Below are 23421 nucleotides of genomic sequence, written 5' to 3' on the forward strand. Positions count from 1 at the left end.
GGGTCGGGGGGGGGCCCGGGGGCCGCGCTCCCCCCCCCCCGCGGGCGGGCGGCGCGGCGGGGGGGGGCCGGGGGGCGGCCCCCGGGCGGTCCCGGCCGCCGGACGACCCCCACGATCCACCAGCTCCCCGATTCCCGCCGGAGCCTGTGGACCGTCCACCGCATGTGGAAAACTCCGTCACCCGCAGGCGGGAACACGAACAGGCGGGAACACGAACAGGCGGGAGCACGGGAAGGCGGGAACACCCGCAGCCGGGCCCCCGCACCCGCGACCCCCGCAGCCACGGCGCCCCCCCAGCCGCACCCCCGCCGCAACGCTCCCTACGGCAGCGCGATCCCCGTCTCGATCCCGTCCAGCGCGTGCCCGCACGGGCAGTCCCGGCCCTCCGTCGCCGGCAGCGCCGCCACCGCGTCGAAGAGGACCGAGCGCAGCCGGTCCACGTTGGCGGCGAAGACCTTCAGCACCTCCTCGTGGGAGACGCCTTCACCGGCCTCCGCGCCCGCGTCCAGGTCCGTGACCAGGGTCATCGTGGTGTAGCAGAGGCCCAGTTCGCGGGCGAGCACCGCCTCGGGGTGCCCGGTCATGCCGACCACCGACCAGCCCATCGCCGCGTGCCAGCGCGATTCGGCGCGGGTCGAGAAGCGCGGCCCCTCGACCACCACCAGCGTGCCGCCGTCCACCGCCTCCCAGTCCCGGCCCCGCGCGGCGGCCAGCGCCACCTTGCGGCCCTCGGGGCAGTACGGGTCGGCGAAGCCCAGGTGCACCACGTTCGGCTGGACCCCGTCGGCCCGGGTCTCACCGTCGTAATAGGTCTGCACACGGGTCTTCGTGCGGTCCACCAGCTGGTCCGGCACGATCAGGGTGCCCGGCCCGTACTCCGGGCGCAGGCCGCCCACCGCGCACGGGCCCAGCACCTGGCGCACCCCGACCGAGCGCAGTGCCCACAGGTTGGCGCGGTAGTTGATGCGGTGCGGGGGCACGTGGTGGCCCCGGCCGTGCCGGGGGAGGAAGGCGACCCGGCGCCCGCCGGTCTCGCCGATGAAGACGGAGTCGCTGGGGTCTCCGTAGGGGGTTTCCACGCGGACCTCGGTGACGTCCTCCAGGAAGGAGTACAGCCCCGAGCCGCCGATCACACCGATCTCTGCGTTCGCCATGCGGCCACAGTAGGCGTAGGGCCCGCTGCGGCGGCAGGTGGGCGGCGGGGTCGCCGAAGACCCCGCCGGGTCCGCCGGGCGGGGTCTTGGTGGAAGCTGTGGAGCCGGCTGCTCAGGCGGCCGACGAACCGCTCGTCGAGGAAGAGGACGAGGATGCGGACGACGTGGACGCCGGAGCGGCCGACGACTTCGTGTCCGACGACGCCGAAGAGCTGGAGGAGGACGATCCGGAACCAGAGGTCTTCGCGGCGGACGACGCCGGCGTGCTGCTCGACGAGGAGCCGCGGCTGTCGTTCCGGTAGAAACCGGAGCCCTTGAAGACGATGCCGACCGCCGAGAACACCTTCTTCAGGCGTCCGTCGCAGTTCGGGCACACCGTCAGGGCGTCATCGGTGAACTTCTGCACCGCTTCGAGGCCCTCGCCACACTCGGTGCACTGGTACTGGTAGGTCGGCACTTTGTTCCTCCTGGCACTCTGACTCGATGAGTGCTAACGACGCTCCATAGTGACGTATTCCGCTGGATCAGTCCACCGTGACCGGCCCGCGGTGACCGACACCACGCGCCACGGTCCGCCCGGCACCGGCCGGCAGGAGCCTCGAACGCAGCGTCAGCAGGGTCGCCAGGGCCAGCACCGTACCCACCAGCGGGACCAGGAAACCGGCGCTCGCGCCGTGTCCGTCCGCGAGTCGGCCGGCCACCGTCACCGCCGCCGCCTGGCCCAGCGCGACCGCGCCCGTCAGCCAGGTGAACGCCTCGGTCCGCGCCGACCCGGGCACCAGCGCCTCCACCAGCGTGTAGCCGCTGATCAGGGCCGGGGCGATGCAGAGCCCGACCAGCAGGCCGAGCCCGGCGAGCAGCGGCGCGGAGTGCATCGCCCACAGGCCCGACGCGGTCAGCGCCAGCGCCGTGTAGCCGACGAGCAGCCGACGGCGGGGGCCGGACTTCCAGGCGACGGCCCCGCAGGCGATCCCGGCGAGCATGTTGCCGGCGGCGAAGATCCCGTACAGCACACCGTTGGCGCCCGGGTTGCCGATCTCCTCGGCGAACGCGGTCAGCGAGACCTGCATGCCGCCGAAGACCGAGCCGATGCCGAGGAAGGCGACCGCCAGCACGCGTACGCCGGGGACGGACAGGGCGGAGGCGTGCCGCTCGGTGCCGGGCAGGGCGCGGTCGCGGACCGGCGGCTGCGTGGCGCGCCGGGCGGCGAAGAGCAGGCCGCCGACCAGGGTGAGCGCGGCCTCCGCGATCAGGCCGGCCGCCGGGTGTACGCCCGTGCAGAGCGCGGTGGCGATGACCGGGCCGATGACGAAGGTGAACTCGTCGGTCACCGACTCGAACGCGGCGGCCGTCGCCAGCAGCGGGGAGGCCTCGCGCCCCGGTGCCGCCCCGAGCATCGCCGCCCAGCGGGCCCGCACCATGGGGCCGATCTGCGGGACGGAGGCGCCGGTCGGCACGGCTGCGGCGAACAGGGCCCACAGGGGCGCGTCCGCGAGGGCGAGCGTCACCAGCAGCGAGACGGAGGCGGCGTGGACCAGGACGCCGGGCAGCAGCACGGCCCGCTGGCCGAACCGGTCGGCGAGCTTGCCCGTCTGCGGGGCGAACAGGGCCATGGAGACCCCGGTGACGGCCGCGACGGCGCCGGCGCTGCCGTACGAGCCGGTGGTGTGCTGGACCAGCAGCACGATGCCGATGGTCAGCATCGCGAAGGGCTGCCGTGCGGCGAAGCCGGGAAGGAGGAAGGTCCACGCCCCGGGGGTGCGCAGCAGCTGCCCGTATCCGGGACGTTCGGAGACCGTGGACGCCACGGTCCTTGCCTTTCTGCCGCCTGGTGGCCGTGCCCCCGGGGCGGCCGGCACAGGAGTGCGGGCCCGGGTGGGACTGCCGAGAGCTGTCCTCTTCGCGCGGAACTGCGGTAGATGCCGGGCGCTCGCGGCCGGTGTGCGGGGCACAGCCGGTACGGAGGACGCCACGACCGCCATACGGTCGCGCCAGCTCTGCGTCAGGCAGAGTTGGTCGATCAATCGGTGGTTCTGGGTTTCCTTCATGCTACAGGCAGGAAGGGCGGAGGCCCTGTGATTGTGTGCGCCCCGCCCCTCGCCGCCTGTGAACGCGGTGTGTGCTCAGTGATGTGCCTTCGCGTTGCGCTTGTGCCCCTCCTGCCCGGCGGTGCCCTGCTTGAGCCAGCCGGCCAGCTTGCCGCCCTCGGCGACCGCGCGCAGCCGTGCCTCGGCCGCGTCGCGCACCGGGTCGGTGGCCACGACGAGCAGTTCGTCGCCGCGCCTGAGCACCGTGGACGGGGCGGGTACGAAGCTCTTGTCGTCGCGCACCACGAGGGTGACCGCGGAGCCGGCGGGCATGCGGAGCTCCGCGACCTCGACGCCGTGCATCTTCGACTTCGCGGGGATGGCCACCGACAGCAGGTGCCCGCGCAGCCGTTCCAGGGGCGCCGATTCGATGCCCAGATCGGAAGCCTCGGACGGGTCGTCCTTGATGTCGAGGGCCTTGGCGAGCCAGGGGAGGGTCGGGCCCTGGATGAGGGTGTAGACGATCACCAGGACGAAGACGATGTTGAAGACCCGGGTGGAACCTTCGATTCCGGACACCATGGGAATGGTCGCCAGGATGATGGGTACGGCGCCGCGCAGCCCGGCCCAGGACATGAGGGCCTTCTCCTGCCAGGGCAACCGGAACGGCACCAGCGAGATGAAGACCTCCAGCGGCCGTGCCACCACGGTCAGCACCAGGCCCACGACGACGGCCGGCCAGAAGTCGTCCAGCAGGTCGTGCGGGGTGACCAGCAGACCGAGCAGGACGAACATGCCGATCTGGGCGAGCCAGCCGAGCCCGTCCGCGAAGCCCCGGGTGGCCGGCCAGTGCGGCAGCTTGGCGTTGCCGAGGATCATCGAGGCCAGGTAGACGGCGAGGAACCCGCTGCCGTGCAGCATGGCACCGGCCGCGTACGCGGACACCGCGATGGCCATCACGGCGATCGGGTAGAGGCCGGAGGCGGGGAGTGCCACATGGCGCAGCCCGTACGAGCCGAGCCAGCCCACGGCGATGCCCACGGCGGCGCCGATGGCCAGCTCCAGGGCTATCTCGCCGATCAGCACGTACCAGCTGTCGACCTCGCCGATGGTCGAGAAGGCGACGACGAGGATGACCACGGGGGCGTCGTTGAAGCCGGATTCGGCCTCCAGGACGCCGGTGACGCGGGCGGGCAGCGGGACCTTGCGCAGCACGGAGAAGACCGCAGCGGCGTCCGTCGAGGAGACGACCGCGCCGATGATGAGCGCCTGCCGCCACTCCAGGCCGACCAGGTAGTGCGCCCCGGCCGCGGTCACCCCGACGCTGATCGCCACCCCGACCAGCGACAGCATCGCGGCCGCCGGCAGCGCCGGTCTGACCTCTTTCCACTTCGTGCCGAGCCCGCCCTCGGCGAGGATCACGACCAGTGCCGCGTAGCCGATGACCTGCGTCAGTTCCGCGTTGTCGAACTTGACGTCGAAGAAGCCGTCCTGGCCCAGGGCGATGCCGATGCCCAGGTACAGGAGCAGGCTGGGGAGCCCGCTGCGGGACGAGATGCGTACCGCCACGACGGCGACGAGCAGGACGAGTGAGCAGGCGAGCAGGAGTTCGTTGAGCGTGTGGACAGTCAGTGGCCGGTCCTTCCCTGCGTACGCCTGCCGGATCGTCTTCCGGCGGCCGGTACTTCGTTACCTTACCTAATCTTTAACGTTTTCTTGATGCGTTCGAGTATTCGTACGATCACTACGCAATTCGAGCCATCCCGATACCGCGTCCGAGTGGGTGACGCGCTGCGCCTATGGTTGCTCCTGCACTCCCAGGACCGCCCTGCCCTCGAAGGACAGCGATGCCCGCCACAACAACCGCCACTTCCGGAGCCACCGGTACCGCCGGTAGCGGGCCGCGCAAGAAGAAGAAGGGGCGCCGCGCCCGCCTGCTCCTGATCGTCCTGGTGCTGGCGCTGGTCGCGGGCGTCGGTTACGGAACGTACTGGTCCGTGTCCACCGTGCGCGCCTCCTACCCGCAGACCAACGGGACCATCCACCTCGACGGCCTCTCCGGCAACGTCGACGTCAAGCGCGACGGCTACGGGATTCCGCAGATCTACGCGGACACGGACGCCGACCTCTTCCGCGCGCAGGGGTTCGTGCAGGCGCAGGACCGCTTCTGGGAGATGGACGTACGCCGCCACCTGACGGCCGGCCGGCTCTCCGAGATGTTCGGTTCCGGCCAGGTCGAGACGGACTCCTTCCTGCGGACGCTGGGCTGGCGCAAGGTCGCGCAGGAGGAGTACGACACCGTCCTGTCCGACGAGACCAAGAAGAACCTCCAGGCGTACGCGGACGGCGTGAACGCCTACCTCGACGGGCGGGACGGCAAGGACATCTCCGTCGAGTACGCCGCGCTCGGCCTCACCAACGACTACAAGCCGACGAAGTGGACCCCGGTCGACTCGGTCGCCTGGCTGAAGGCGATGGCCTGGGACCTGCGCGGCAACATGCAGGACGAGATCGACCGCTCGCTGATGACGAGCCGGCTCGACGCCGACGAGATCAAGCAGCTCTACCCGGAGTACCCGTACGACAAGCACGAGCCGATCGTCACCGAGGGCGGCATCTCCTCGGTCACCGGCACGTTCGACCCGAAGGCCACGGACTCCGAGGGCACCGGCGCCGGCACCGTGGCGGGCGCGACCCAGGGCCTGAACACGCAGCTCGGCGCGCTCTCCGACACCCTCGACGAGATCCCCGCGCTGCTCGGCCCGAACGGCACCGGCATCGGCTCGAACTCCTGGGTGGTCTCGGGCAAGTACACGACGACCAACAAACCGCTGCTGGCCAACGACCCGCACCTCGCGCCGATGCTGCCGTCCCTCTGGTACCAGATGGGCCTTCACTGCCGGCAGGTCTCCGAAGCCTGCAAGTACGACACCGCCGGCTACACCTTCTCCGGCATGCCCGGTGTGATCATCGGCCACAACCAGGACATCGCCTGGGGCTTCACCAACCTCGGCGCCGACGTCACCGACCTCTTCCTGGAGAAGGTCACCACCGACGGGTACCTGTACGACGGCAAGACCAAGCCGTTCACCACCCGCGAGGAGACCATCAAGGTCGCGGGCGGCAAGGACCGGCACATCACGGTCCGCGAGACCAACAACGGCCCGCTGGTCTCCGACCGCAGCAGCGAGCTGGAGAAGGTCGGCCAGAAGGCCCCCGTCGCCAACTCCGCGCCGGACCGCGCCGACGGTTACGCCGTCGCGCTGAAGTGGACCGCGCTGGAGCCCGGCCACTCCATGGACGCCGTCTTCGAGCTGAACCGCGCCAAGGACTTCGCCGGCTTCCGCAAGGCGGCCGAGCACTTCGAGGTCCCCTCGCAGAACCTCATCTACGCCGACACCAAGGGCAACATCGGTTACCAGGCCCCCGGCAAGATCCCGGTCCGCAAGCAGGGCGACGGCACCACGCCCAGCCCCGGCTGGTCCTCGGCGTACGGCTGGAAGAAGGACCCGATCCCGTTCGACGAGCTGCCCTACGAGTACAACCCGAAGCGCGGCTACATCGTCACCGCCAACCAGGCGGTCATCGACGAGGACACGTACCCGTACCTGCTGACCAAGGACTGGGGCTACGGCAGCCGCAGCCAGCGGATCAACGACCTCATCCAGTCGAAGATCAAGGGCGGCGGCAAGATCTCGACCGAAGACATGCAGAAGATGCAGATGGACAACACCAGCGAGATCGCCGCGCTGCTGGTGCCCGAACTGCTGAAGATCAACATCTCCGACAAGGACGTCCGGCAGGCGCAGAAGCTGCTGGAGGGCTGGGACTACACGCAGGAGGCCGACTCGGCCGCCGCCGCGTACTTCAACGGCGTCTGGCGCAACATCCTCAAGCTCGCCTTCGGCGACAAGCTGCCCAAGGAGATGCGCGTCGAGGGCGAGTGCCTGAACGTGCCGCCGGCGAAGAACTCGGGCCCGGCCGACGAGCAGGACCGGCTGGTGCGCGAGTGCGGCCAGCGCTCACCGGACTCCGCGCAGCCGGACGGCGGTGACCGCTGGTACCAGGTCGTCGCGAACCTCATGGACAAGCCGGACAGCACGTGGTGGAAGTCGCCCAAGAGCCGCAAGGACAAGGCGACCGAGACCCGCGACGAGCTGTTCGCCCGCGCCATGGAGGACGCGCGCTGGGAGCTGACGGCCAAGCTGGGCAAGGACATCACCACCTGGAACTGGGGCCGGCTGCACCAGCTGACCCTGAAGAACCAGACCCTGGGCACCGAGGGCCCCGGACTCCTCCAGCGGCTCCTGAACCGGGGCCCCTGGAACCTCGGCGGCGGCGAGGCCGCCGTGGACGCCACCGGCTGGAACGCGGCCGGCGGCTACGAAGTGGTCTGGGTGCCGTCGATGCGGATGGTCGTCAACGTGGCCGACTGGGACAAGTCCCGCTGGATCAACCTCACCGGCGCCTCCGGGCACGCGTTCAGCGCGCACTACACCGACCAGACCGACAAGTGGGTCAACGGTGAACTGCTGCCCTGGGCCTACGGCACGAACGCCGTGGCCGGGACGACCACGGACACGCTGACCCTGAAACCGTAGGGACGCCCCTCAGGTCTCCGGTAAGGCCCCCGGTGCCTCAGCTCACGCTGAAGCGCCGGGGGCCTTCGGGTGTGACCACCGCGTCCACGGGGAAGTCGTGCGGCTCCGCCGGGACCCGCGCGGTCACCTCGTTCGCGTACAGCAGGACGATGAGCGCGGGTGCGGCCCCGGCGGCGGTCAGGCGGGCCAGCACCCGGTCGTAGCTGCCGCCGCCGCGCCCCAGCCGCATGCCGCGCGCGTCGACCGCGAGCCCGGGCAGCAGCACCGCGTCCGCCTCCAGGACGGCGTCGGGGCCCAGCCGCTCACCGGTGGGTTCGAGCAGCCCGCGCCCCGCCTTCGCGAGTCCCTCGGCGCCCTCGTACGGTGCCCAGTCCAGGTCGTTGTCGGCGAGGAGCACCGGCAGCAGCACCCGTACGCCCCGCGCGCGCAGCGCGTCCAGCAGCGCGCGGGTGCCCGGCTCGCGCCCCACCGAGACGTACGCGGCGACGGTACGGGCCCCGCCCAGCTCCGGCAGTCCGAGCGCGTGGCGGGCGAGGACCGAGGCGGCCCGTTCGACGTCCCGGCCCGTCAGGAGGCGGCGGGCGGCGAGCAATTCGCGCCGCAGTACGGCCTTTGCGGACATGTCGGTGTTCAACGGGCACCCACCGGCCTCTCGGACAGGTCCATATGAGGACAAAGTTAACCGAAGCCTCATCTTCCGCCCACGTGGCCCCGTTAAAGTTCAGCGCATGACCCAGTCGAGCTCCAGGATCAGCAAGGCCGTCATCCCGGCGGCGGGCCTCGGGACCCGCTTCCTCCCGGCCACGAAGGCCACTCCCAAGGAGATGCTGCCTGTCGTCGACAAGCCTGCCATCCAGTACGTCGTCGAGGAAGCGGTGGCCGCCGGACTGCACGACGTCCTGATGGTCACCGGCCGCAACAAGCGTCCCCTGGAGGACCACTTCGACCGGAACTACGAGCTGGAGGGCGCCCTGACCCGCAAGGGCGACGCCGACCGGCTGCGCAAGGTCCGCGAGTCCACCGACCTCGCCACCATGCACTACGTCCGCCAGGGCGACCCCCGGGGCCTGGGCCACGCCGTCCTGTGCGCCGCGCCGCACGTCGGCGACGAGCCGTTCGCGGTGCTCCTGGGCGACGACCTGATCGACCCCCGCGACCCGCTGCTGACCCGGATGACCGAGGTCCAGGAGCGCGAGGGCGGCAGCGTCATCGCGCTCATGGAGGTCCCGCCCGCGATGATCCACCAGTACGGCTGCGCGGCCGTCGAGCCCACCGCCGAGGCGGATGTCGTGCGCGTCACGGGGCTGGTCGAGAAGCCGGAACCCGCCGACGCGCCCAGCAACCTCGCGGTCATCGGCCGCTACGTCCTGGACCCCGCGGTGTTCGGGATACTGCGCCGGACCGAGCCGGGCCGGGGCAACGAGATCCAGCTGACCGACGCCCTGCAACTGCTCGCCGAGGACGAGAAGGCCGGCGGGCCCGTGTACGGCGTCGTCTTCAAGGGCCGCCGCTACGACACCGGCGACCGCAGCGACTATCTGCGTGCCATTGTCAGACTCGCGTGCGAACGTGAAGATCTGGGGCCGGAGTTCCGCAGCTGGCTCCGCCGGTACGTCACCGAGGAGATGTAGCACCTTGAGCAGCACGATCTGGTCGGTGGACGAGCACCTGGAAGACATCCTCGCCGCGGTGAAGCCGCTCGAACCCATCGAGCTGCAACTGCCCGAGGCCCAGGGCTGCGTCCTGGTCGAGGACGTCGTGGTGGAGGTCGCCCTGCCGCCCTTCGACAACAGCTCGATGGACGGTTACGCGGTGCGCGTCGCCGATGTCGAGGGCGCCACCGAGGAGTTCCCCGCCGTCCTCACCGTCATCGGGGACGTCGCCGCAGGCGACGACGGCCTCGGCCCCGGCCGGCGCGTCGGCGCGGGCGAGGCCGCCCGCATCATGACCGGCGCCCCGCTCCCGGAGGGCGCCGAGGCGGTCGTCCCCGTCGAGTGGACCGACGGCGGTACGGGCGAGGGCCCCGCCACCGCGATGCGCGCCCACAGCGACGCCCCGGAGGGCGCCGGCGGAGAGGTCCGCGTCCACCGCCCCGCCGAGGCCCGGGCACACGTCCGGGAACGGGGCAGCGATGTGCGCCCCGGCGACCTCGCGCTCAAGGCGGGCACGGTGATCGGACCGCCCCAGATCGGCCTGCTCGCCGCGATCGGCCGCTCCACCGTCAAGGTGCGGCCCCGCCCCCGCGTCGTCGTCCTGTCCACCGGCAGCGAACTCGTGCAGCCCGGCGGCGAGCTGACGGGCGGCCGGATCTACGACTCCAACAGCTTCGCGCTCACCGCCGCCGCCCGGGACGCCGGGGCCATCGCCTACCGCGTCGGTGCCGTCGCCGACGACGCCGAGACCCTGCGCGCCACCATCGAGGACCAGCTGATCCGGGCCGACCTCGTCGTCACCACGGGCGGCGTCAGCGTCGGCGCGTACGACGTGGTGAAGGAGGCCCTGTCCTCCGTCGGCGACGAGGACGGGCCGGGCGGCGGCGTGGACTTCCGCAAACTCGCCATGCAGCCGGGCAAACCGCAGGGCTTCGGCGCCATCGGCCCCGAGCACACCCCGCTGCTCGCCCTCCCCGGGAACCCGGTCTCCAGCTACGTCTCCTTCGAGCTGTTCGTCCGCCCCGCGATCCGCGCCCTGATGGGCCTGCCCGCCGTCGACCGCCCGACGGTGAAGGCGGTGCTCGTCGCGGACAAGGCCCTGTCCTCGCCTGCCGGGAAGCGCCAGTTCCTGCGCGGGACGTACGACGCCGAGGCCGGCACCGTCACGCCCGTCGGCGGCTCCGGCTCGCATCTGATCGCCGCGCTCGCCCAGGCCGACGCCCTGATCGTGCTCCGCGAGGACGTCACCTCCGCCGAACCCGGCTCCGACACCGAGGTGGTCCTGCTCCGCTGACCGCGCCCCGGTGGCGGTACGGTATCTGGCGCTGTGCCGTCCGGGGGCCACCCCCCGGCCCCCGGACCCGCGCCCCGGTGCGGCCCGGGGAATCCGGCGCCCATACCGCTAGGCGGAGTGAGTTGAGTACGCAGAACAGGCTGACGCACATCGACGAGGCGGGGGCCGCCCGCATGGTCGACGTCTCCGGCAAGGACGTCACCGCGCGCGTCGCCCGGGCCAGCGGCCGGGTCCTCGTGTCGCCGCGTGTCGTCGAACTGCTCCGGGGCGAGGGGGTCCCCAAGGGCGACGCCCTCGCCACCGCACGGATCGCCGGGATCATGGGGGCCAAGCGCACCCCGGACCTGATCCCCCTCTGCCACCCGCTGGCCGTCTCCGGGGTCGGCGTCGAGCTGAGCGTGGCCGACGACGCCGTGGAGATCAGCGCCACGGTGAAGACCACCGACCGCACGGGCGTCGAGATGGAGGCCCTGACCGCGGTGTCGGTCGCCGCGCTCACCGTCGTGGACATGGTCAAGGCGGTCGACAAGGCCGCGGTCATCACGGACATCAGGGTCGAGGCGAAGTCGGGCGGCAAGTCCGGTGACTACGTACGCGCCCAGGCACCCGGGACCGGCGCGTGAGCGCCGCCGGCACCCCGGCCCCGTACCGCGCCCTCGTCGTGACCGCGTCGAACCGCGCGTCCGCCGGGGTCTACGCGGACAAGGGCGGGCCGCTGATCGCCGAGGCGCTGACGGGGCTCGGCTTCACCGTCGACGGACCGGAGGTCGTGCCGGACGGCGACCCGGTCGAGCGGGCGCTGCGGACCGCGGTGGCATCCGCGTACGACGTGGTCGTCACCACCGGCGGTACGGGCATCTCGCCCACCGACCGCACCCCCGAGGCCACCCGCCGCGTCCTGGACCACGAGGTGCCCGGCATTCCCGAGGCGATCCGGGCCGAGGGCCGCGACAAGGTCCCCACCGCCGCGCTCTCTCGGGGCCTCGCGGGCGTGGCCGGGCGCACCCTGATCGTCAACCTCCCCGGTTCGACCGGCGGGGTGCGCGACGGCCTCGCCGTCCTCGAACGGCTCCTGGTGCACGCCGTGGACCAGCTGCGCGGCGGCGACCACCCCCGACCCGGGAGCCCGAGCTGAACGTCCCGACCTGGCCGGTGATCCTGGCGGACGGCGATGTCGCCCTCCGGCCCATCAAGCTGCGCGACCAGCGCGACTGGCGCGAGGTCAACCGGCGCAACCGGGACTGGCTGCGCCCCTGGGAGGCGACGGTCCCGCCGCCCGCGCCCGGCGGACCGGTGGCCCAGCGGCCCACGTACCGCCAGATGATCCGCCACCTGCGCGCCGAGGCGAACGCCGGCCGGATGCTGCCGTTCGCCATCGAGTACCGGGGCCGGCTGGTCGGGCAGCTGACCGTCGCCGGGATCACCTGGGGCTCGATGTGCTCGGGGCACGTCGGCTACTGGGTGGACCGGGAGGTGGCCGGGCGCGGGGTGATGCCCACCGCCGTCGCGCTCGCCGTCGACCACTGCTTCCAGGTGGTGGGGCTCCACCGCATCGAGGTGTGCATCCGGCCCGAGAACGGGCCCAGCCGGCGGGTCGTGGAGAAACTCGGATTCCGCGAGGAGGGGCTGCGTCCGCGTTATCTGCACATCGACGGGGCATGGCGCGATCACCTGATCTACGCGCTCACGGCGGAGGAAGTGCCGGACGGGCTGCTGCGGAGGTGGCACCGTTCGCGGCCCGTTCCCCGTACGGATCAGCCGGAGCCTCCCGCATAAATAAAAAATTTGTTCGAATTACTCTCGATCGGCTGATCCGGGCCCTCATAAAAAAGTCCGCGATATCGGCCGGATCGTGCGACACACCGCGCCAATTGGCGGATGCCTCCGCGCAAACCCCTCTACGGTGTGAGATGTGAGCAGCAGCGGCCTCATCTACGCAGTCATCGTCGGGGCCTGGGCCGCCTACTTGGTGCCGATGTGGCTCCGCAGGCAGGACGAGCTGAACGAAGAGCGTCCGACGGAGCGCTTCAGCACCGCCATCCGGCTGCTGTCCGGCCGGGCGGCGATGGAGCGCCGGTATGCCAAGGGGCTCCAGGAGCGCACCGAGGACGAGGCGGCACCCGACGCCGACCCGGACGCGGACACGGACCGATTGGACCCCGTTGACGTCCGGGCCTTCGCCGCGCCCCCGGCGCACACCGAGGCCCGGATGCACGACCCGGCCGGTACGCCGGAGCGCGCCGCCCGCAAGCGGCGCGGCGCCGAGCCCGCCGCCCCCGCCCGGCGTGCGCGCCCCGGCGGCATCGACGCGGAACGCGCCCGGCGCGCGCAGCGCCACCAGGTCCTCGCGCGCCGCCGGCGCACCACCGTGATCCTCTTCCTCGCCTTCACGCTCGGCGCGATCGTGGCGGCGGTCGGCGGTCTGCGCTTCCTGTGGGCGCCCGCGGTCCCGGCGGTCCTCCTCAGCGCGTACATCGCGCACCTGAGGACGCACGAGCGGCGCCGGTTCGCGTTCACCATGGACCAGCGGCGCGCCGAGGTGGCGGCCCAGCGGCTCCGCGAGAACCGCCCCCGCCGCCACCAGCCCGCCGCCACGGCACCGGCCGAGGCCGACGAGGACTCCGAGCCGCGCCACCCGGTCCCCGAGCCGACGCCCACGGTCTCCCCGCAGGAGGCCGGCCGCCGCGCCCTGGTCGAGCAGACGGACCACGCGGAGTGGGTGGACCAGCAGCGCGAGCGCGGCCGGGTCCAGGGCGACAGCTGGGAGCCGGTCCCGGTGCCCCTGCCCACCTACGTCACCGCCCCGGTCGCCCCGCGCGCCACGGGCGGGGTCGAGGTCGGCGACCCGGAGACCTGGAGCGCGGCCCGCTCCAGCGCCGCCGAGCCCGCCCAGCCGGACCCCGCGGCCCAGCCCGTGGACCCGGCGCCGCGCCGGCGCTCCCCGCAGTCCCGCCGCTCCCGCGACCGGGGCCGCACCCCGCTCTTCGACCAGTACGAGGACGGCGAACGCCCCCGCGCGGCCAACGAGTGACGCCGCGCCGGACGGCCGTGAGCCACGCCACGGCTGACCAGCGCGGAACGGATTTCCGAGCACCCCCTGGAGGGTGCTAGAGTTTCACACGTCGCAAGGGCCTGTGGCGCAGTCTGGTAGCGCACCTCGTTCGCATCGAGGGGGTCTGGGGTTCAAATCCCCACAGGTCCACTGCAACAGAGAGCCCCTGCCGGGAAACCCGGCAGGGGCTCTTGGCGTGGCGGGTGGGATTAGGATGCCGGTCGGGATGCCGCAGAGCGCACGTGGTGACCGTATGGCGGGTTGGCCGATCCTTATGGGGCGACTGCGTCGAAGGCGCTGCCCTCCCCCGTCCGTACCCACACTTGTCAGACCTCAGGAGGTCTTCCGGTGGCGTCAGCCCCGCGGCCGTCCGCTCCGAAGCCGGGCCCTCCCGCTCCACGCGAGCACTGGTACCAGCCACGCCGTTCCGGCTTCCGTTGGGAGCAGGAAGGGCTCGATCACGTCCGGCAGCTGATGCCGAGGGCCGAGCCGTACCGGGCGTGGGCGACGTTCCAGTTCACGGCGGACTCCGGCCGGGTCAACGAGTGCGATCTGCTGATCGCCGTGCCGGGCGGTCTGTATCTGCTGGAGCTGAAGGGGCATCCCGGCCGGGTGGTGAACCACGGCGACACGTGGCAGTTCCATGCCGACCGGGTGCGGACCCTGAAGAACCCTCTGCATCTCACCGACCTCAAGGCGAAGGAGCTCAAGGGCCGGCTCGAACGGGCTGCCCGGGCCATGAAGGAGGACCCGCGGCGCATTCCGTATATCAAGCCTGCGGTCTTCCTTCATGACGCGGACCTGGTGAGCGAGCTGGACGAGTTCCAGCGCACGGGGGTCTTCGGGCGCAATGACGGCGTGAGCGGGCTGCCGGGCATCTGGGACGGTCTGCTGGCACTTCCCCCCGAGCGGGAGAGTTGGCGGGTCACGCCGCAGGACAGCCAACTGCTCGAGAAGCTGATGAAGCGCATCGGCGTCAGCCAGTCGACGGCGCACCTTCGCTTCGGGGACGGCTGGCGACTGGTGCCGCGCGCCCTGGACGCCGGGCCCGGATGGGAGGACCGGCTCGCCGTACGCGATGACGGCCTGGTCCAGGAGAGCGGCAGGGTCAGGATCTACCTGGCAGGGGAGGCCGCCTCCGGGCAGCAGCGTCGCCGCGTGGACCGGGCGGCCCGCCGCGAGTACCAGGTGCTGCAGGGCATCAACCACCGTGGCATCGTGCAGGCCGTTCAGATCCACGAGCACCAGGGCGGCCCGGCGATCCTGTTCCGGCACCGTGAGGCGGATCTGCGTCTGGACGCCTACTTGGATGCGTACGGGGGCCGGCTCACTCCGTCGGTCCGCCTGGACCTGGTGCGGCAGCTGGCCGAGGCCGTGCGCTATGCCCACAACCGGTCGCTCTACCACCGTGCCCTCTCCGCCCGCTCGGTGTACGTCTCCGCGCGGGAGGACGGCAGCGAACCGGTCCTGCGCATCGCGGACTGGCAGACCGCGGCGCGCGACTTCGAGACGTCTCTGCACCGGTCGCTCGGGGACACACCGCTGGATGCCGGCCTGATCGCGGACATCGCCCAGGTGTACCTCGCCCCCGAGACGGATCAGGAGTTCGCCGATCCCGTAGACCTCGACGTCTTCGGGCTGGGCAGCCTCGCCTACCTCCTGCTGACCGGCCGGCCGCCTGCGGACCGGCGCAGCGCCCTGGTCGACCGACTGGCCGCCGAGGGCGGACTGCACCCGTACGCGGTGGCCGACAGCGTCTCGGCCGCCTTGGACGATCTGGTCTTCCAGGCGACAGCGGCCGACCTGCAGGAGCGGCTCTCGTCGCCCGACGACTTCCTGCGTCTCCTGGACGCCGCAGAGGCAGATGCCGCACCGGCCGACCAGCCGGGGGGTGTGGTCGCGGATCCGCTGACCGTGCAGCCGGGTCAGCCGCTCGACGGCACCTGGACGGTCACCCGGGTGCTCGGCACGGGGGCCACCGCACGTGCGCTGCTCGTGCGGCGCACGGAGGCCGACGGGCCGGCCGACCAGGATGTCCCGCGTGTCTTCAAGGTCGCCCTGGACCATGAGAAGGGCGCTCGTCTGTTCGCCGAGGCGCAGGCGCTCAAGGAGGTGGGCGGCGGCCATATCGCCAAGTTGCTCGCGGAGCCCCGTGAGGTGGCCGGCCGCACGGTCCTGGAGATCGAGTACGCCGGTGGATTCCGTCCGCAGGGTGATCAGGACCCGGTCAGTCTGGGGTCCAGGCTGCGCGGCCAGGGCGCGCTGGGGTACGACCAGTTGGAGCGGTTCGGGAACGATCTCCTCGATGCTCTGGACAGTCTCGCCGCGCGTGGGGTGCGCCACCGGGACATCAAGCCGGACAACTTGGGGCTGTTCAAGCGCAGTGACGGTTCCTGGCAGCTGATGCTGTTCGACTTCTCGCTGGCGAACGCGCCCGACCAGGACATCCACGCGGGCACACGGGGCTATCTCGACCCCTTCCTGGGCGACAGCCGCCGGGCTCGTTACGACGATCACGCCGAGTGGTACGCGGCCGCTGTGACGCTCCACGAGATGGCGTCCGGTGAGCGCCCCGTGTGGGGGGACGGCCAGGGCGACCCGCGCACCGTCCTCGACGCCACGCTGTATGTGGCGCGTGAGCTGTTCGACCCAGCGCTCAGCGAGGGGCTGACGGAGTTCTTCGAGCGCGCCCTGCACCGGGACGTCGAGCAGCGCTACGACAGTCTGCGCCAGATGACCGAGGCCTGGCGGCAGTTGTTCCGGAGGGCGGACTCGGCCCGCCCCGCGACCACTCCGGCAACCGTGGGCGTGAACGCCGAGGACGTCGAGGACGCGCGCGAACAAGCGGCGGCCGCCGCCGTACTGACGACTCCGCTGGAGGCCGCCGGGCTGTCGCCCCGAGCCGTGTCGGTCGCCGCGGGGCTGGGGGCCGCCACGGTCGACGCGCTGCTGGACATCCCGCCCCACACGATCTCCCGCGCCCGTGGTGCGGGCAACGTGATCCGTAAGGAGCTCAACCGGCGCCATCGTCAGTGGACGTACGACCTGCGCAGGAAGCCCGCCCCCAAGGCACCCGCCCCGATTGCCGCGGACGCCCCCGAGGCGGTGCTGGAATCGGTGGACACGCTGGCGGCCCGGCTCACTCCGGCACAGGGCAACCGCGGTACGAAGCCGCGGCCCGATGTCGTGCGTGCCACGCTTCAGCTCCCGGACGCCGCGCTCCTGGAGCCGTGGCCCGCCCAGGCGGCCATCGCGAAGGCGCTCGGTGTCAGCCAGACCACCGTCTCCAAGAACCAGCTCGCCGCGGTCGAGCAGTGGGCGCTCCTGCCGTGGCTCGGCCGTATCCGCGACGAGTTGGTGACGATCCTCGCCGAGCAGGGCCGGGTCATGACGGCCGAGGAGCTGGCGGGCGAGCTGCGCGCCCGGCACGGCGCGGGCGACGCCGGCTCCGCGGACACCCTGGGTATGGCGCTCGCCGTGGTTCGTGCGGCGGTGGAGACCGAGGCCCGCAGACGCGCCGATGACACGGGGGTGCCGAGCGAGGCTCCGGCCCGGCTGGCCGTACTGCGCCGTGCCGGGCGTGTCGTCCTGGCGTTGGAGGACCAGCCGGGCGCCGACGAGCCGACCCCGGTCGAGCTGGCCGAGTACGCGGCACGGCTCGGCGAGGCCGCGGCGGTGGTGGCGTATCGCGACCCGCTGCCGGGACGGGCGACCGTGCTGCGCGAGCTGCGCGCGGTGAAGGCGCCCGACGGGATAGTGCCGCTGGCCGACACACGGCTGGTGGAGCTTGCCGCGGCCCTGGCCCGGGGTGTCGGCTTCTCCCCGCGGCTGGAGCTCTTTCCGCTGGATCTCGATCTTCCGCGTGCGCTGCGGATCTCGCAGGCACCGGCCGGGGTGCGGGCCCATGTCGGTATCTCCACGGCTGATCTGCTGGCGCGGGTACGCTCCCGGTTCCCCGGGCTGGCGGTTCTGGCGGACACCACGTATGTCGAGTTGGCTGAGGCCCTGACGCAGGCGGACTTCCCGCTCGAGTACGTGCCGCAGCGCAAGCGTTTCCTGCCGCGCGTCCGGGAGCTTCGCGGGAGCCGACACGAGGTGTCGGTGTCGGCGCTCACCAGTACGGGCGCGCTGCTCAGCGCCGCACAGGGCGAACTGGCCAAGGGCAGGGACCCCCGGCGAGTGCTTGCCGCGCGGCTGGACACCGCGCAGAAGCGTGGCGGTTTCCTGGCGCTGACGTTCAAGGGCGCCGAACTGCCGGGGGTGGCTGGCAGGCTGGCCGTCCGGTACGGAGTGGTTCCGGTATCGCTCGACGAGCTGTTCCTCACCGCTTTGCGCGAACTGACCGAGGAGCAGGGCGTGCGATGGCCCGCACTGCTGAAGGCGGACGCGAAGTTCGCGGCGACCGGGGTCCTCGGTGCGGCGCTCGCTTCGTACACCCGTCTCGCGGCGGAGCGCGTGACCGCACGCGTCACCGAGATCGCCGAGCAGGCGGGTCCGCGCACGGTGCTCCTGGCCCATCAGGCCGGTCTGGCCGCCCGCTACTGGGAGGCCGGTGGGCGGGGGCTGCTGGTCGCGTTGCAGGAGGCGGCCCGCCGCCCGGCGGACGCACCGCACGGCTTGTGGCTGCTGGTCCCGGCGGAGGACCCCCAGGCGACACCGGCGCTGGACGGACGGACGGTCGATGTCGTGGACCGGGCGAGTGAGTGGGCGGTCCTGGACGGGCTGTCGCTGAAGGAGCTGCGGGCGGACGTCGCGGCGTAGCGGTCGGGCGGCGCGGTTCCGTGCCGGGGCTCGGGTCTCATCTTGGGTTTCGAGGTCCGGGGGGTGGGGCGTTGGGTCTGTTCACTCGTTCGTGGGTACGCGGACGGGGGCCGACCCGAGTCTCGGGTCTCGGGATTCGGGCGTCGGGACCCGAGCGCCGAGATCCGAGCGGTGACGTACAACCGGTAGGTAGAAGAAGGGGGAAAATCTCCCACCCTCCCCACCCCGTCACGGCGAGCAAGTGTGACTATTCGTGACCGACTTGCGGCGCAGAGTCGCGAATGCCTACGGTGCGGCCAGACGCAAGCGACCCCGACGTGGTGTAGAACGCACCGGCCGGGGTCTGACCCCAAGATCGAAACACCTAGAAAGACGATCTCGTGGCTGCCCAAGACCTTAGCCTCGCCCCGTCGATGTCCGCTCGCTCGGCCCCGTACCCGAAGGCCAGTCCCGGATACGGAAAGCGAGCCGTCCCCGGATAGAACCCGCCCCGCGCCGATGACTTCGCGATCCTGCCCGAGCGGGAGCGGTACATCGCCGGGTACGTCGACCGCCTTCCCGACGGCGCGGCGATGAACATCAAGTCGCTCGCCAAGTGCCAGCCCCTGTACGGGCAGATGGCCGTCGGCAGCGCACTGCGGGCCCTGGCCGTGGCCGGCCATCTGCGCCAGGTGCGCTGCGCCGTCGGCGACGGCGAAGGCATCCGCTGGGTGACCCGCACCTTCTGGTCGCGCACCGCCCGGGACAACGAGTGGTGGACCGCCTTCCTCGCCGCCGAGGAGACCCGCTGCGCCCCGCAGCCGGTGGCGCCCGTGGGCCCGCCGCCGTGGGTCCCGGCCGAACCCGCCGCCACGGACGCGCCGGAGGCCCCGGCGCCCGCCCCGGTCCTGCCGCAGCAGCGCACCGGGCAGTCGCAGGGCCCCTCGCCCGCGTACCTGGCGCTGGCGGAGCTGGGCCGTACCGATCCCCGCCTGGTCCTGTCCGCCGCTGACTGCGCGGCACTGGAGCAGCTGGCCGCCCAGTGGCTCGCACGCGGCGCGGACGCCAACCACCTCACCCACGCCCTCACCGCTGGACTCCCCGAAGCCGTCGACTCACCCGTCGGCTTCGTCCGCCGCCGCCTCCGCGACAAGCTCCCGCCGGACCTTCCCGCTTCCGCCACGCAGGCTGCTCCCGTCCGCCACCTGATGATCGAGTGCGCCGACTGCCGCACACCCGGCCCGCCCAAGGCGTTCCGTGACGGCCTGTGCGGCCCCTGTCTCCGCAGCACCCACGCACCCGCCACCGACCCGGCACCCGACGAGGACTCCGGCGCCGAGTGTGACGTCCAAGGCCACGTGCGACGGATCCGCGAACAACTGAGGATGCGCTGAACCCCTGCCCCGGGCCGGGGCGATCACCCTATGATCCACAGGATGTCGAACCGTTCGGTGGAAGACCACTTCGCCAGCGCCGCAGAGCGCCACTTCCGGGACGCCGAGTACCTTCAGGACGACGGCAGGTGGCCCAACGCGGACCACCATCTCGGGTTCGCCGCGGAGTGTGCGCTCAAGAGCCTCCTGCTGCTCTTCACCGAAGCGAGCCTGGACCCCAAGCCGAACGGCAAACCCGCCAAAATGCCGTGGATTCGCAAGCAGACCGGCGGAACCCAGGAGTACGGGCATCTGCCCTGGACCGAGACCGATCTGGCGGTTCTCGCCCACGGCCCGCTGGGCAGTCAACTGCTCGCCGCGCTGGAGGACCACCTCGACGCCTTCGCGAACTGGACCGAACAGGACCGCTACCTGCACTGCGAGCACATCACCGAGGAGACCGTCGCGGAGCTTCACGCAGCGACCCTTGCCATCGTCACCCTGCACCAGAACGCCCTGATCAACGGAAGCCTGACATGAGCCCCCGCACCGCCCCCGTCCGCTTCGACGAAGCCCGGCTGCTCGCCCTCTCCCTCGCCCGCTCCGTGGCCGACGAGGGGTTCACGGTGCTGCTCGTGAGGGATGTAAGGGGACGCTTCACCCTGATCGTCGACGACCGCGAGCACCCGGTGGACGACGAGCGGCGGGAACGCTGGCACACCGCGCTGGTCGAGCAGCTCACCCCCTATGTCACGGGCCGCCCGCTCACTCTCGCCTCGCAGATGATCACCGCCGACGCCCTGCTGGGCTCCGAGCGCACGGCGCCCGACACCCTGCGCCCCTCCGGTAGCGCGGGGAGCGTTCGGCTCCTCGACAACACGGTGGTCGGCGAAGACTGGGCCAAGGTGTCCACCCCCGGGCCCGAGGCCGACGGCTCCCGTACGCATCGCACCGCCCTGTACGGCTTCAAGGGCGGCGTGGGCCGTACGACGGCGACCGCGATGCTGGCCCGCCGGCTGGCCGACGACGGCCACATCGTGCTGGTCGTCGACCTCGACCTGGAGTCCCCAGGGGCGGGCCCGCTGCTCGCAGGACCGGAAGGGCTGCCGCGCAACGGAATCGTGGACCACCTCGTCGAGGCCGCCGTGGGCAACGCCGACGGGCTGGAGCTCGTGACGCGTACCGATTACGTCCCGCGCAGCCGCAGGGGCGAGCTGTGGGTGGCGCCCGCGCGCGGACAGGGAACGGACGGGGTCCTGTACGCGTACGTCGACAAGCTCAACCGCGTCTACGCCGACCTTCCCGGTTCCTCCTTCGCCGACCGGCTGGCCGATGCGGTCGAGGCCTGCGAGATGGCGGTGGAGCTCGGGGACAGCGGCCTGCGCCCCGACGTAGTGCTCCTGGACAGCCGGGCGGGCATCCACGACGTGGCAGCCGTCACCATCTCCCGCCTGTGCGACCTCGCGCTCCTCTTCGGCGCGGACAACGCCCAGACCTGGGCGGGCTACGGCGACCTCTTCGCGGCCTGGCACGCCTCGGGCCGGGCACCGGACATCCGCGAGAAGCTCCGCATGGTGGCGTCGATGGTGCCGGACACGGTCCACCACTCCATGGACGACTATCTGGGGGCCTTCACGGCCCGTTCGTACGAGTGCTTCGCCGCGCTCTACGACGAGCTGGCGCCGGGGGAGGCCCCTTCGTGCGTGGCGGACATGACCGCCCGCTACGCGTTCGCGCCGAGCGAGAAGGACGACTCGGCCCCGCACTACCCGATCCCGATCCTCTTCGAGCCCGGTCTGGTGGGACTGGGCGCCGGTGACGCCCGCAACTGGCAGGACCGCGCGTTCGTGAAGGCCGCGTACGGTGAGTTCCTGGACACCGCCGTCCGGCTGATCACGGCCGGCCCCGGCGACGAGGAAGGGACGCGATGACCAAGCCGCTCACCGCGCGCGAGTACCGCGACCTGCTGTCGGACGCGTTGCGGGACGCCACGGAGGCCGACACCCGGCGGCCGAACGCGCACACCCTGTTCATGCCGGACGCACACCGCACCGCCCTCTACGTCGACAACACCGTCGTGCAGGGCGGGCGGGGCGTCGGCAAGACGTTCTGGTACCGCTCGCTGCTCGACGGCGATCTGAGGGGCTTCGCGGCCGACGAGTACCGCATCGCACGCCTGCGACGGCTGAACGTCGCACCCGGCCACGGCATGGACCTGAACTCCGCCCGCTACCCGGGGCAGCCCACCCTGAGGTCCCTGGTCGAGGCGGGCACACCACCGCACGAGATCTGGTACGCGGTGCTGCTGACTGCGCTGGGCCAGCCCGAACTGCGGGACCTGCCCGACTGGAGCGACAAGGTGGCCTGGGTGCGGACGAACACCGACGCGGCCCAGCGCACCATCGAACGGGCAGACCAGCAGGCGCACGAAGAGAACACCGTCCACCTGCTCCTTTTCGACGCCCTGGAGCACCTGCACGGCGAGCGGGAACAGGCCGACCGGCTGGTCGCCGGCATTCTCCAGCTCGCCCTCCAGATGCGGTTCGGCACGCGGAACATCCGCTTCAAGGTGTTCATCCGGCCGGACATGTTCGACGGCGCGAAACACCACTTCCCCGACGCCTCCAAGCTCTCCGGCAACGCGGCCCGGCTGGAGTGGTCGCAGACCGACCTCTACGGCCTCCTCTTCCACTGCCTGGGCAACGAGGACGGCGAACCCTCGGCCCGCTTCCGCGGCCTTACCGGAGGCTGGGAGGACGCCGGTGGGCAGCGGTACGTACCGCCGATGGCGCTCCGCAATGAGGAGCAGGCGCAGACCAAGCTGTTCGAGGAGATCGCCGATCCCTTCATGGGCGCGAACTTCCGCAAGGGCCGGCCCTACACCTGGCTCCCCAACCACCTCATGGACGGCCGCGAGCAGGTCAGCCCCCGCAGCTTTCTGCACGCCCTGTTCACCGCTGCCGAAGCGACCCGCTCCGAGCGCCCGGACCACGACCGGGCCCTGCACCACGAAGCGATCCGCAAGGGGGTACAGGCGGCCTCGGAGACCCGGGTGTACGAGGTCAGCGAGGACACCCCGTGGGTCAAACTGGCCATAGAGCCGCTCAGCGGCTGCCAGGTCCCCATCGAGGAGGCCATGGTGATCCGGCTCTGGGAGGCCGGGAGGCTGTCTGAGGCGTTGCGCGCCGAGTCCGCCCGATACGCGCAGACCGACGGCCCCGAGCACGTCCGCACCGGCCCCCGCCACCCCGGCGACCTGCCCCGCCTGATCGAGGAACTGATCGACCTGGGCGTCATGCGCCGCCGCAGCGACTTGCGCCTGGACCTGCCCGACGTGTACCGGATCGCCTTCCGGGTGGGGCGGCGGGGCGGGGTGCCGATGTCGGCGGGGTAGCCGGAGGCTGCCCCCACCCTCGCTGAACCGCTGCAGACTACCCTGATGGACATTGTCCCCACCATGTCCATTCAGGTAGTTTGCCGTAGCCCGTCCGGGCGCGTGCGTACGCCGTGGGATGGCGGCGGATTCGC

General features: G+C 71.9%; 16 protein-coding genes, 1 tRNA gene and 1 pseudogene. 13 read left to right on the plus strand and 5 right to left on the minus strand.

What is annotated here, in order from left to right; genetic code table 11:
• Nucleotides 1-320 precede the first annotated feature (320 nt).
• The 4 genes from ACFUJY_RS25045 to ACFUJY_RS25060 form a co-directional block, all read right to left on the minus strand.
• Nucleotides 321-1154 carry an S-methyl-5'-thioadenosine phosphorylase gene (locus tag ACFUJY_RS25045; RefSeq protein WP_383303549.1) on the minus strand — a complete coding sequence of 278 codons (834 nt, stop codon included), beginning with the start codon at nucleotides 1152-1154 and terminating at the stop codon, nucleotides 321-323.
• Nucleotides 1155-1266: 112 nt separating this feature from the next.
• Nucleotides 1267-1611, minus strand: a complete 345-nt coding sequence (locus ACFUJY_RS25050; protein ID WP_383303551.1) for an FmdB family zinc ribbon protein — start codon at nucleotides 1609-1611, stop codon at nucleotides 1267-1269.
• A gap of 67 nt (nucleotides 1612-1678) precedes the next feature.
• Nucleotides 1679-2962, minus strand: coding sequence for an MFS transporter (locus ACFUJY_RS25055; RefSeq protein WP_383303554.1), 1284 nt, complete (start codon nucleotides 2960-2962; stop codon nucleotides 1679-1681).
• 315 nt (nucleotides 2963-3277) lie between these two features.
• Nucleotides 3278-4750, minus strand: a complete 1473-nt coding sequence (locus tag ACFUJY_RS25060) for a potassium/proton antiporter (RefSeq protein ID WP_383303557.1) — start codon at nucleotides 4748-4750, stop codon at nucleotides 3278-3280.
• A gap of 278 nt (nucleotides 4751-5028) precedes the next feature.
• Here ACFUJY_RS25060 and ACFUJY_RS25065 point away from each other — a divergent pair, with 278 nt between their 5' ends.
• Entirely contained in the window at nucleotides 5029-7782 is a 2754-nt protein-coding gene (locus ACFUJY_RS25065; protein WP_383303559.1) for a penicillin acylase family protein, read from the plus strand.
• Nucleotides 7783-7819: 37 nt separating this feature from the next.
• Here the strand turns inward: ACFUJY_RS25065 and ACFUJY_RS25070 are convergent, their stop codons facing one another.
• The gene (locus ACFUJY_RS25070; RefSeq protein ID WP_383303562.1) at nucleotides 7820-8404 is read right to left on the minus strand and encodes a 5-formyltetrahydrofolate cyclo-ligase; all 585 of its coding nucleotides are present in this window, start codon (nucleotides 8402-8404) and stop codon (nucleotides 7820-7822) included.
• 106 nt (nucleotides 8405-8510) lie between these two features.
• On the opposite strand from ACFUJY_RS25070, the gene galU reads away from it, so the two are divergent.
• The 12 genes and pseudogenes from galU (at nucleotide 8511) to ACFUJY_RS25130 (ending at nucleotide 23287) form a co-directional block, all read left to right on the plus strand.
• Nucleotides 8511-9413, plus strand: a complete 903-nt coding sequence (gene galU, locus ACFUJY_RS25075) for a UTP--glucose-1-phosphate uridylyltransferase GalU (RefSeq protein ID WP_383303564.1) — start codon at nucleotides 8511-8513, stop codon at nucleotides 9411-9413.
• Nucleotides 9414-9417: 4 nt separating this feature from the next.
• Nucleotides 9418-10728: a gephyrin-like molybdotransferase Glp gene (gene glp, locus ACFUJY_RS25080; protein ID WP_383303567.1), complete on the plus strand. Its 1311-nt coding sequence runs from the start codon at nucleotides 9418-9420 to the stop codon at nucleotides 10726-10728.
• Between the two features lie 122 nt (nucleotides 10729-10850).
• On the plus strand, nucleotides 10851-11351 hold the full coding sequence (gene moaC, locus ACFUJY_RS25085) for a cyclic pyranopterin monophosphate synthase MoaC (RefSeq protein WP_383303570.1): 501 nt from the start codon (nucleotides 10851-10853) through the stop codon (nucleotides 11349-11351).
• A complete protein-coding gene (locus ACFUJY_RS25090) occupies nucleotides 11348-11863 on the plus strand; it encodes a molybdenum cofactor biosynthesis protein B (RefSeq protein ID WP_383303573.1) in 516 nt (171 codons plus the stop codon). The genes moaC and ACFUJY_RS25090 overlap by 4 nt, the downstream gene beginning before the upstream one ends.
• A gap of 17 nt (nucleotides 11864-11880) precedes the next feature.
• Nucleotides 11881-12504 carry a GNAT family N-acetyltransferase gene (locus tag ACFUJY_RS25095; protein ID WP_383303576.1) on the plus strand — a complete coding sequence of 208 codons (624 nt, stop codon included), beginning with the start codon at nucleotides 11881-11883 and terminating at the stop codon, nucleotides 12502-12504.
• Between the two features lie 136 nt (nucleotides 12505-12640).
• On the plus strand, nucleotides 12641-13759 hold the full coding sequence (glpR, locus tag ACFUJY_RS25100; RefSeq protein WP_383303579.1) for a gephyrin-like molybdotransferase receptor GlpR: 1119 nt from the start codon (nucleotides 12641-12643) through the stop codon (nucleotides 13757-13759).
• 97 nt (nucleotides 13760-13856) lie between these two features.
• Nucleotides 13857-13930: transfer RNA gene (locus tag ACFUJY_RS25105), tRNA-Ala, on the plus strand.
• Between the two features lie 198 nt (nucleotides 13931-14128).
• Nucleotides 14129-18541, plus strand: coding sequence for a BREX system serine/threonine kinase PglW (gene pglW, locus ACFUJY_RS25110; RefSeq protein WP_383303582.1), 4413 nt, complete (start codon nucleotides 14129-14131; stop codon nucleotides 18539-18541).
• Nucleotides 18542-18921: 380 nt separating this feature from the next.
• Nucleotides 18922-19914: pseudogene (locus ACFUJY_RS25115) on the plus strand (MarR family transcriptional regulator).
• Nucleotides 19915-19956: 42 nt separating this feature from the next.
• Entirely contained in the window at nucleotides 19957-20433 is a 477-nt protein-coding gene (locus ACFUJY_RS25120) for a hypothetical protein (protein WP_383303584.1), read from the plus strand.
• Nucleotides 20430-21824: a KGGVGR-motif variant AAA ATPase gene (locus ACFUJY_RS25125; protein WP_383303587.1), complete on the plus strand. Its 1395-nt coding sequence runs from the start codon at nucleotides 20430-20432 to the stop codon at nucleotides 21822-21824. The genes ACFUJY_RS25120 and ACFUJY_RS25125 overlap by 4 nt, the downstream gene beginning before the upstream one ends.
• Nucleotides 21821-23287 (plus strand): hypothetical protein, encoded by a 1467-nt coding sequence (locus ACFUJY_RS25130; RefSeq protein ID WP_383303589.1) that lies wholly within the window; start codon nucleotides 21821-21823, stop codon nucleotides 23285-23287. The genes ACFUJY_RS25125 and ACFUJY_RS25130 overlap by 4 nt, the downstream gene beginning before the upstream one ends.
• Nucleotides 23288-23421 lie beyond the last annotated feature (134 nt).

The organism is Streptomyces sp. NPDC057249, from assembly GCF_042669245.1.
In the GTDB taxonomy this organism is placed as follows: Bacteria; Actinomycetota; Actinomycetes; order Streptomycetales; family Streptomycetaceae; genus Streptomyces.

Coding starts and splice junctions, on each gene's coding strand:
- ACFUJY_RS25045 (WP_383303549.1), bottom strand. CDS start 1,154: ATGGCGAACGCAGAGATCGGTGTGATCGGCGGCTCGGGGCTGTACTCC.
- ACFUJY_RS25065 (WP_383303559.1), top strand. CDS start 5,029: ATGCCCGCCACAACAACCGCCACTTCCGGAGCCACCGGTACCGCCGGT.
- ACFUJY_RS25070 (WP_383303562.1), bottom strand. CDS start 8,404: ATGTCCGCAAAGGCCGTACTGCGGCGCGAATTGCTCGCCGCCCGCCGC.
- galU (WP_383303564.1), top strand. CDS start 8,511: ATGACCCAGTCGAGCTCCAGGATCAGCAAGGCCGTCATCCCGGCGGCG.
- ACFUJY_RS25120 (WP_383303584.1), top strand. CDS start 19,957: ATGTCGAACCGTTCGGTGGAAGACCACTTCGCCAGCGCCGCAGAGCGC.
- ACFUJY_RS25125 (WP_383303587.1), top strand. CDS start 20,430: ATGAGCCCCCGCACCGCCCCCGTCCGCTTCGACGAAGCCCGGCTGCTC.
- ACFUJY_RS25130 (WP_383303589.1), top strand. CDS start 21,821: ATGACCAAGCCGCTCACCGCGCGCGAGTACCGCGACCTGCTGTCGGAC.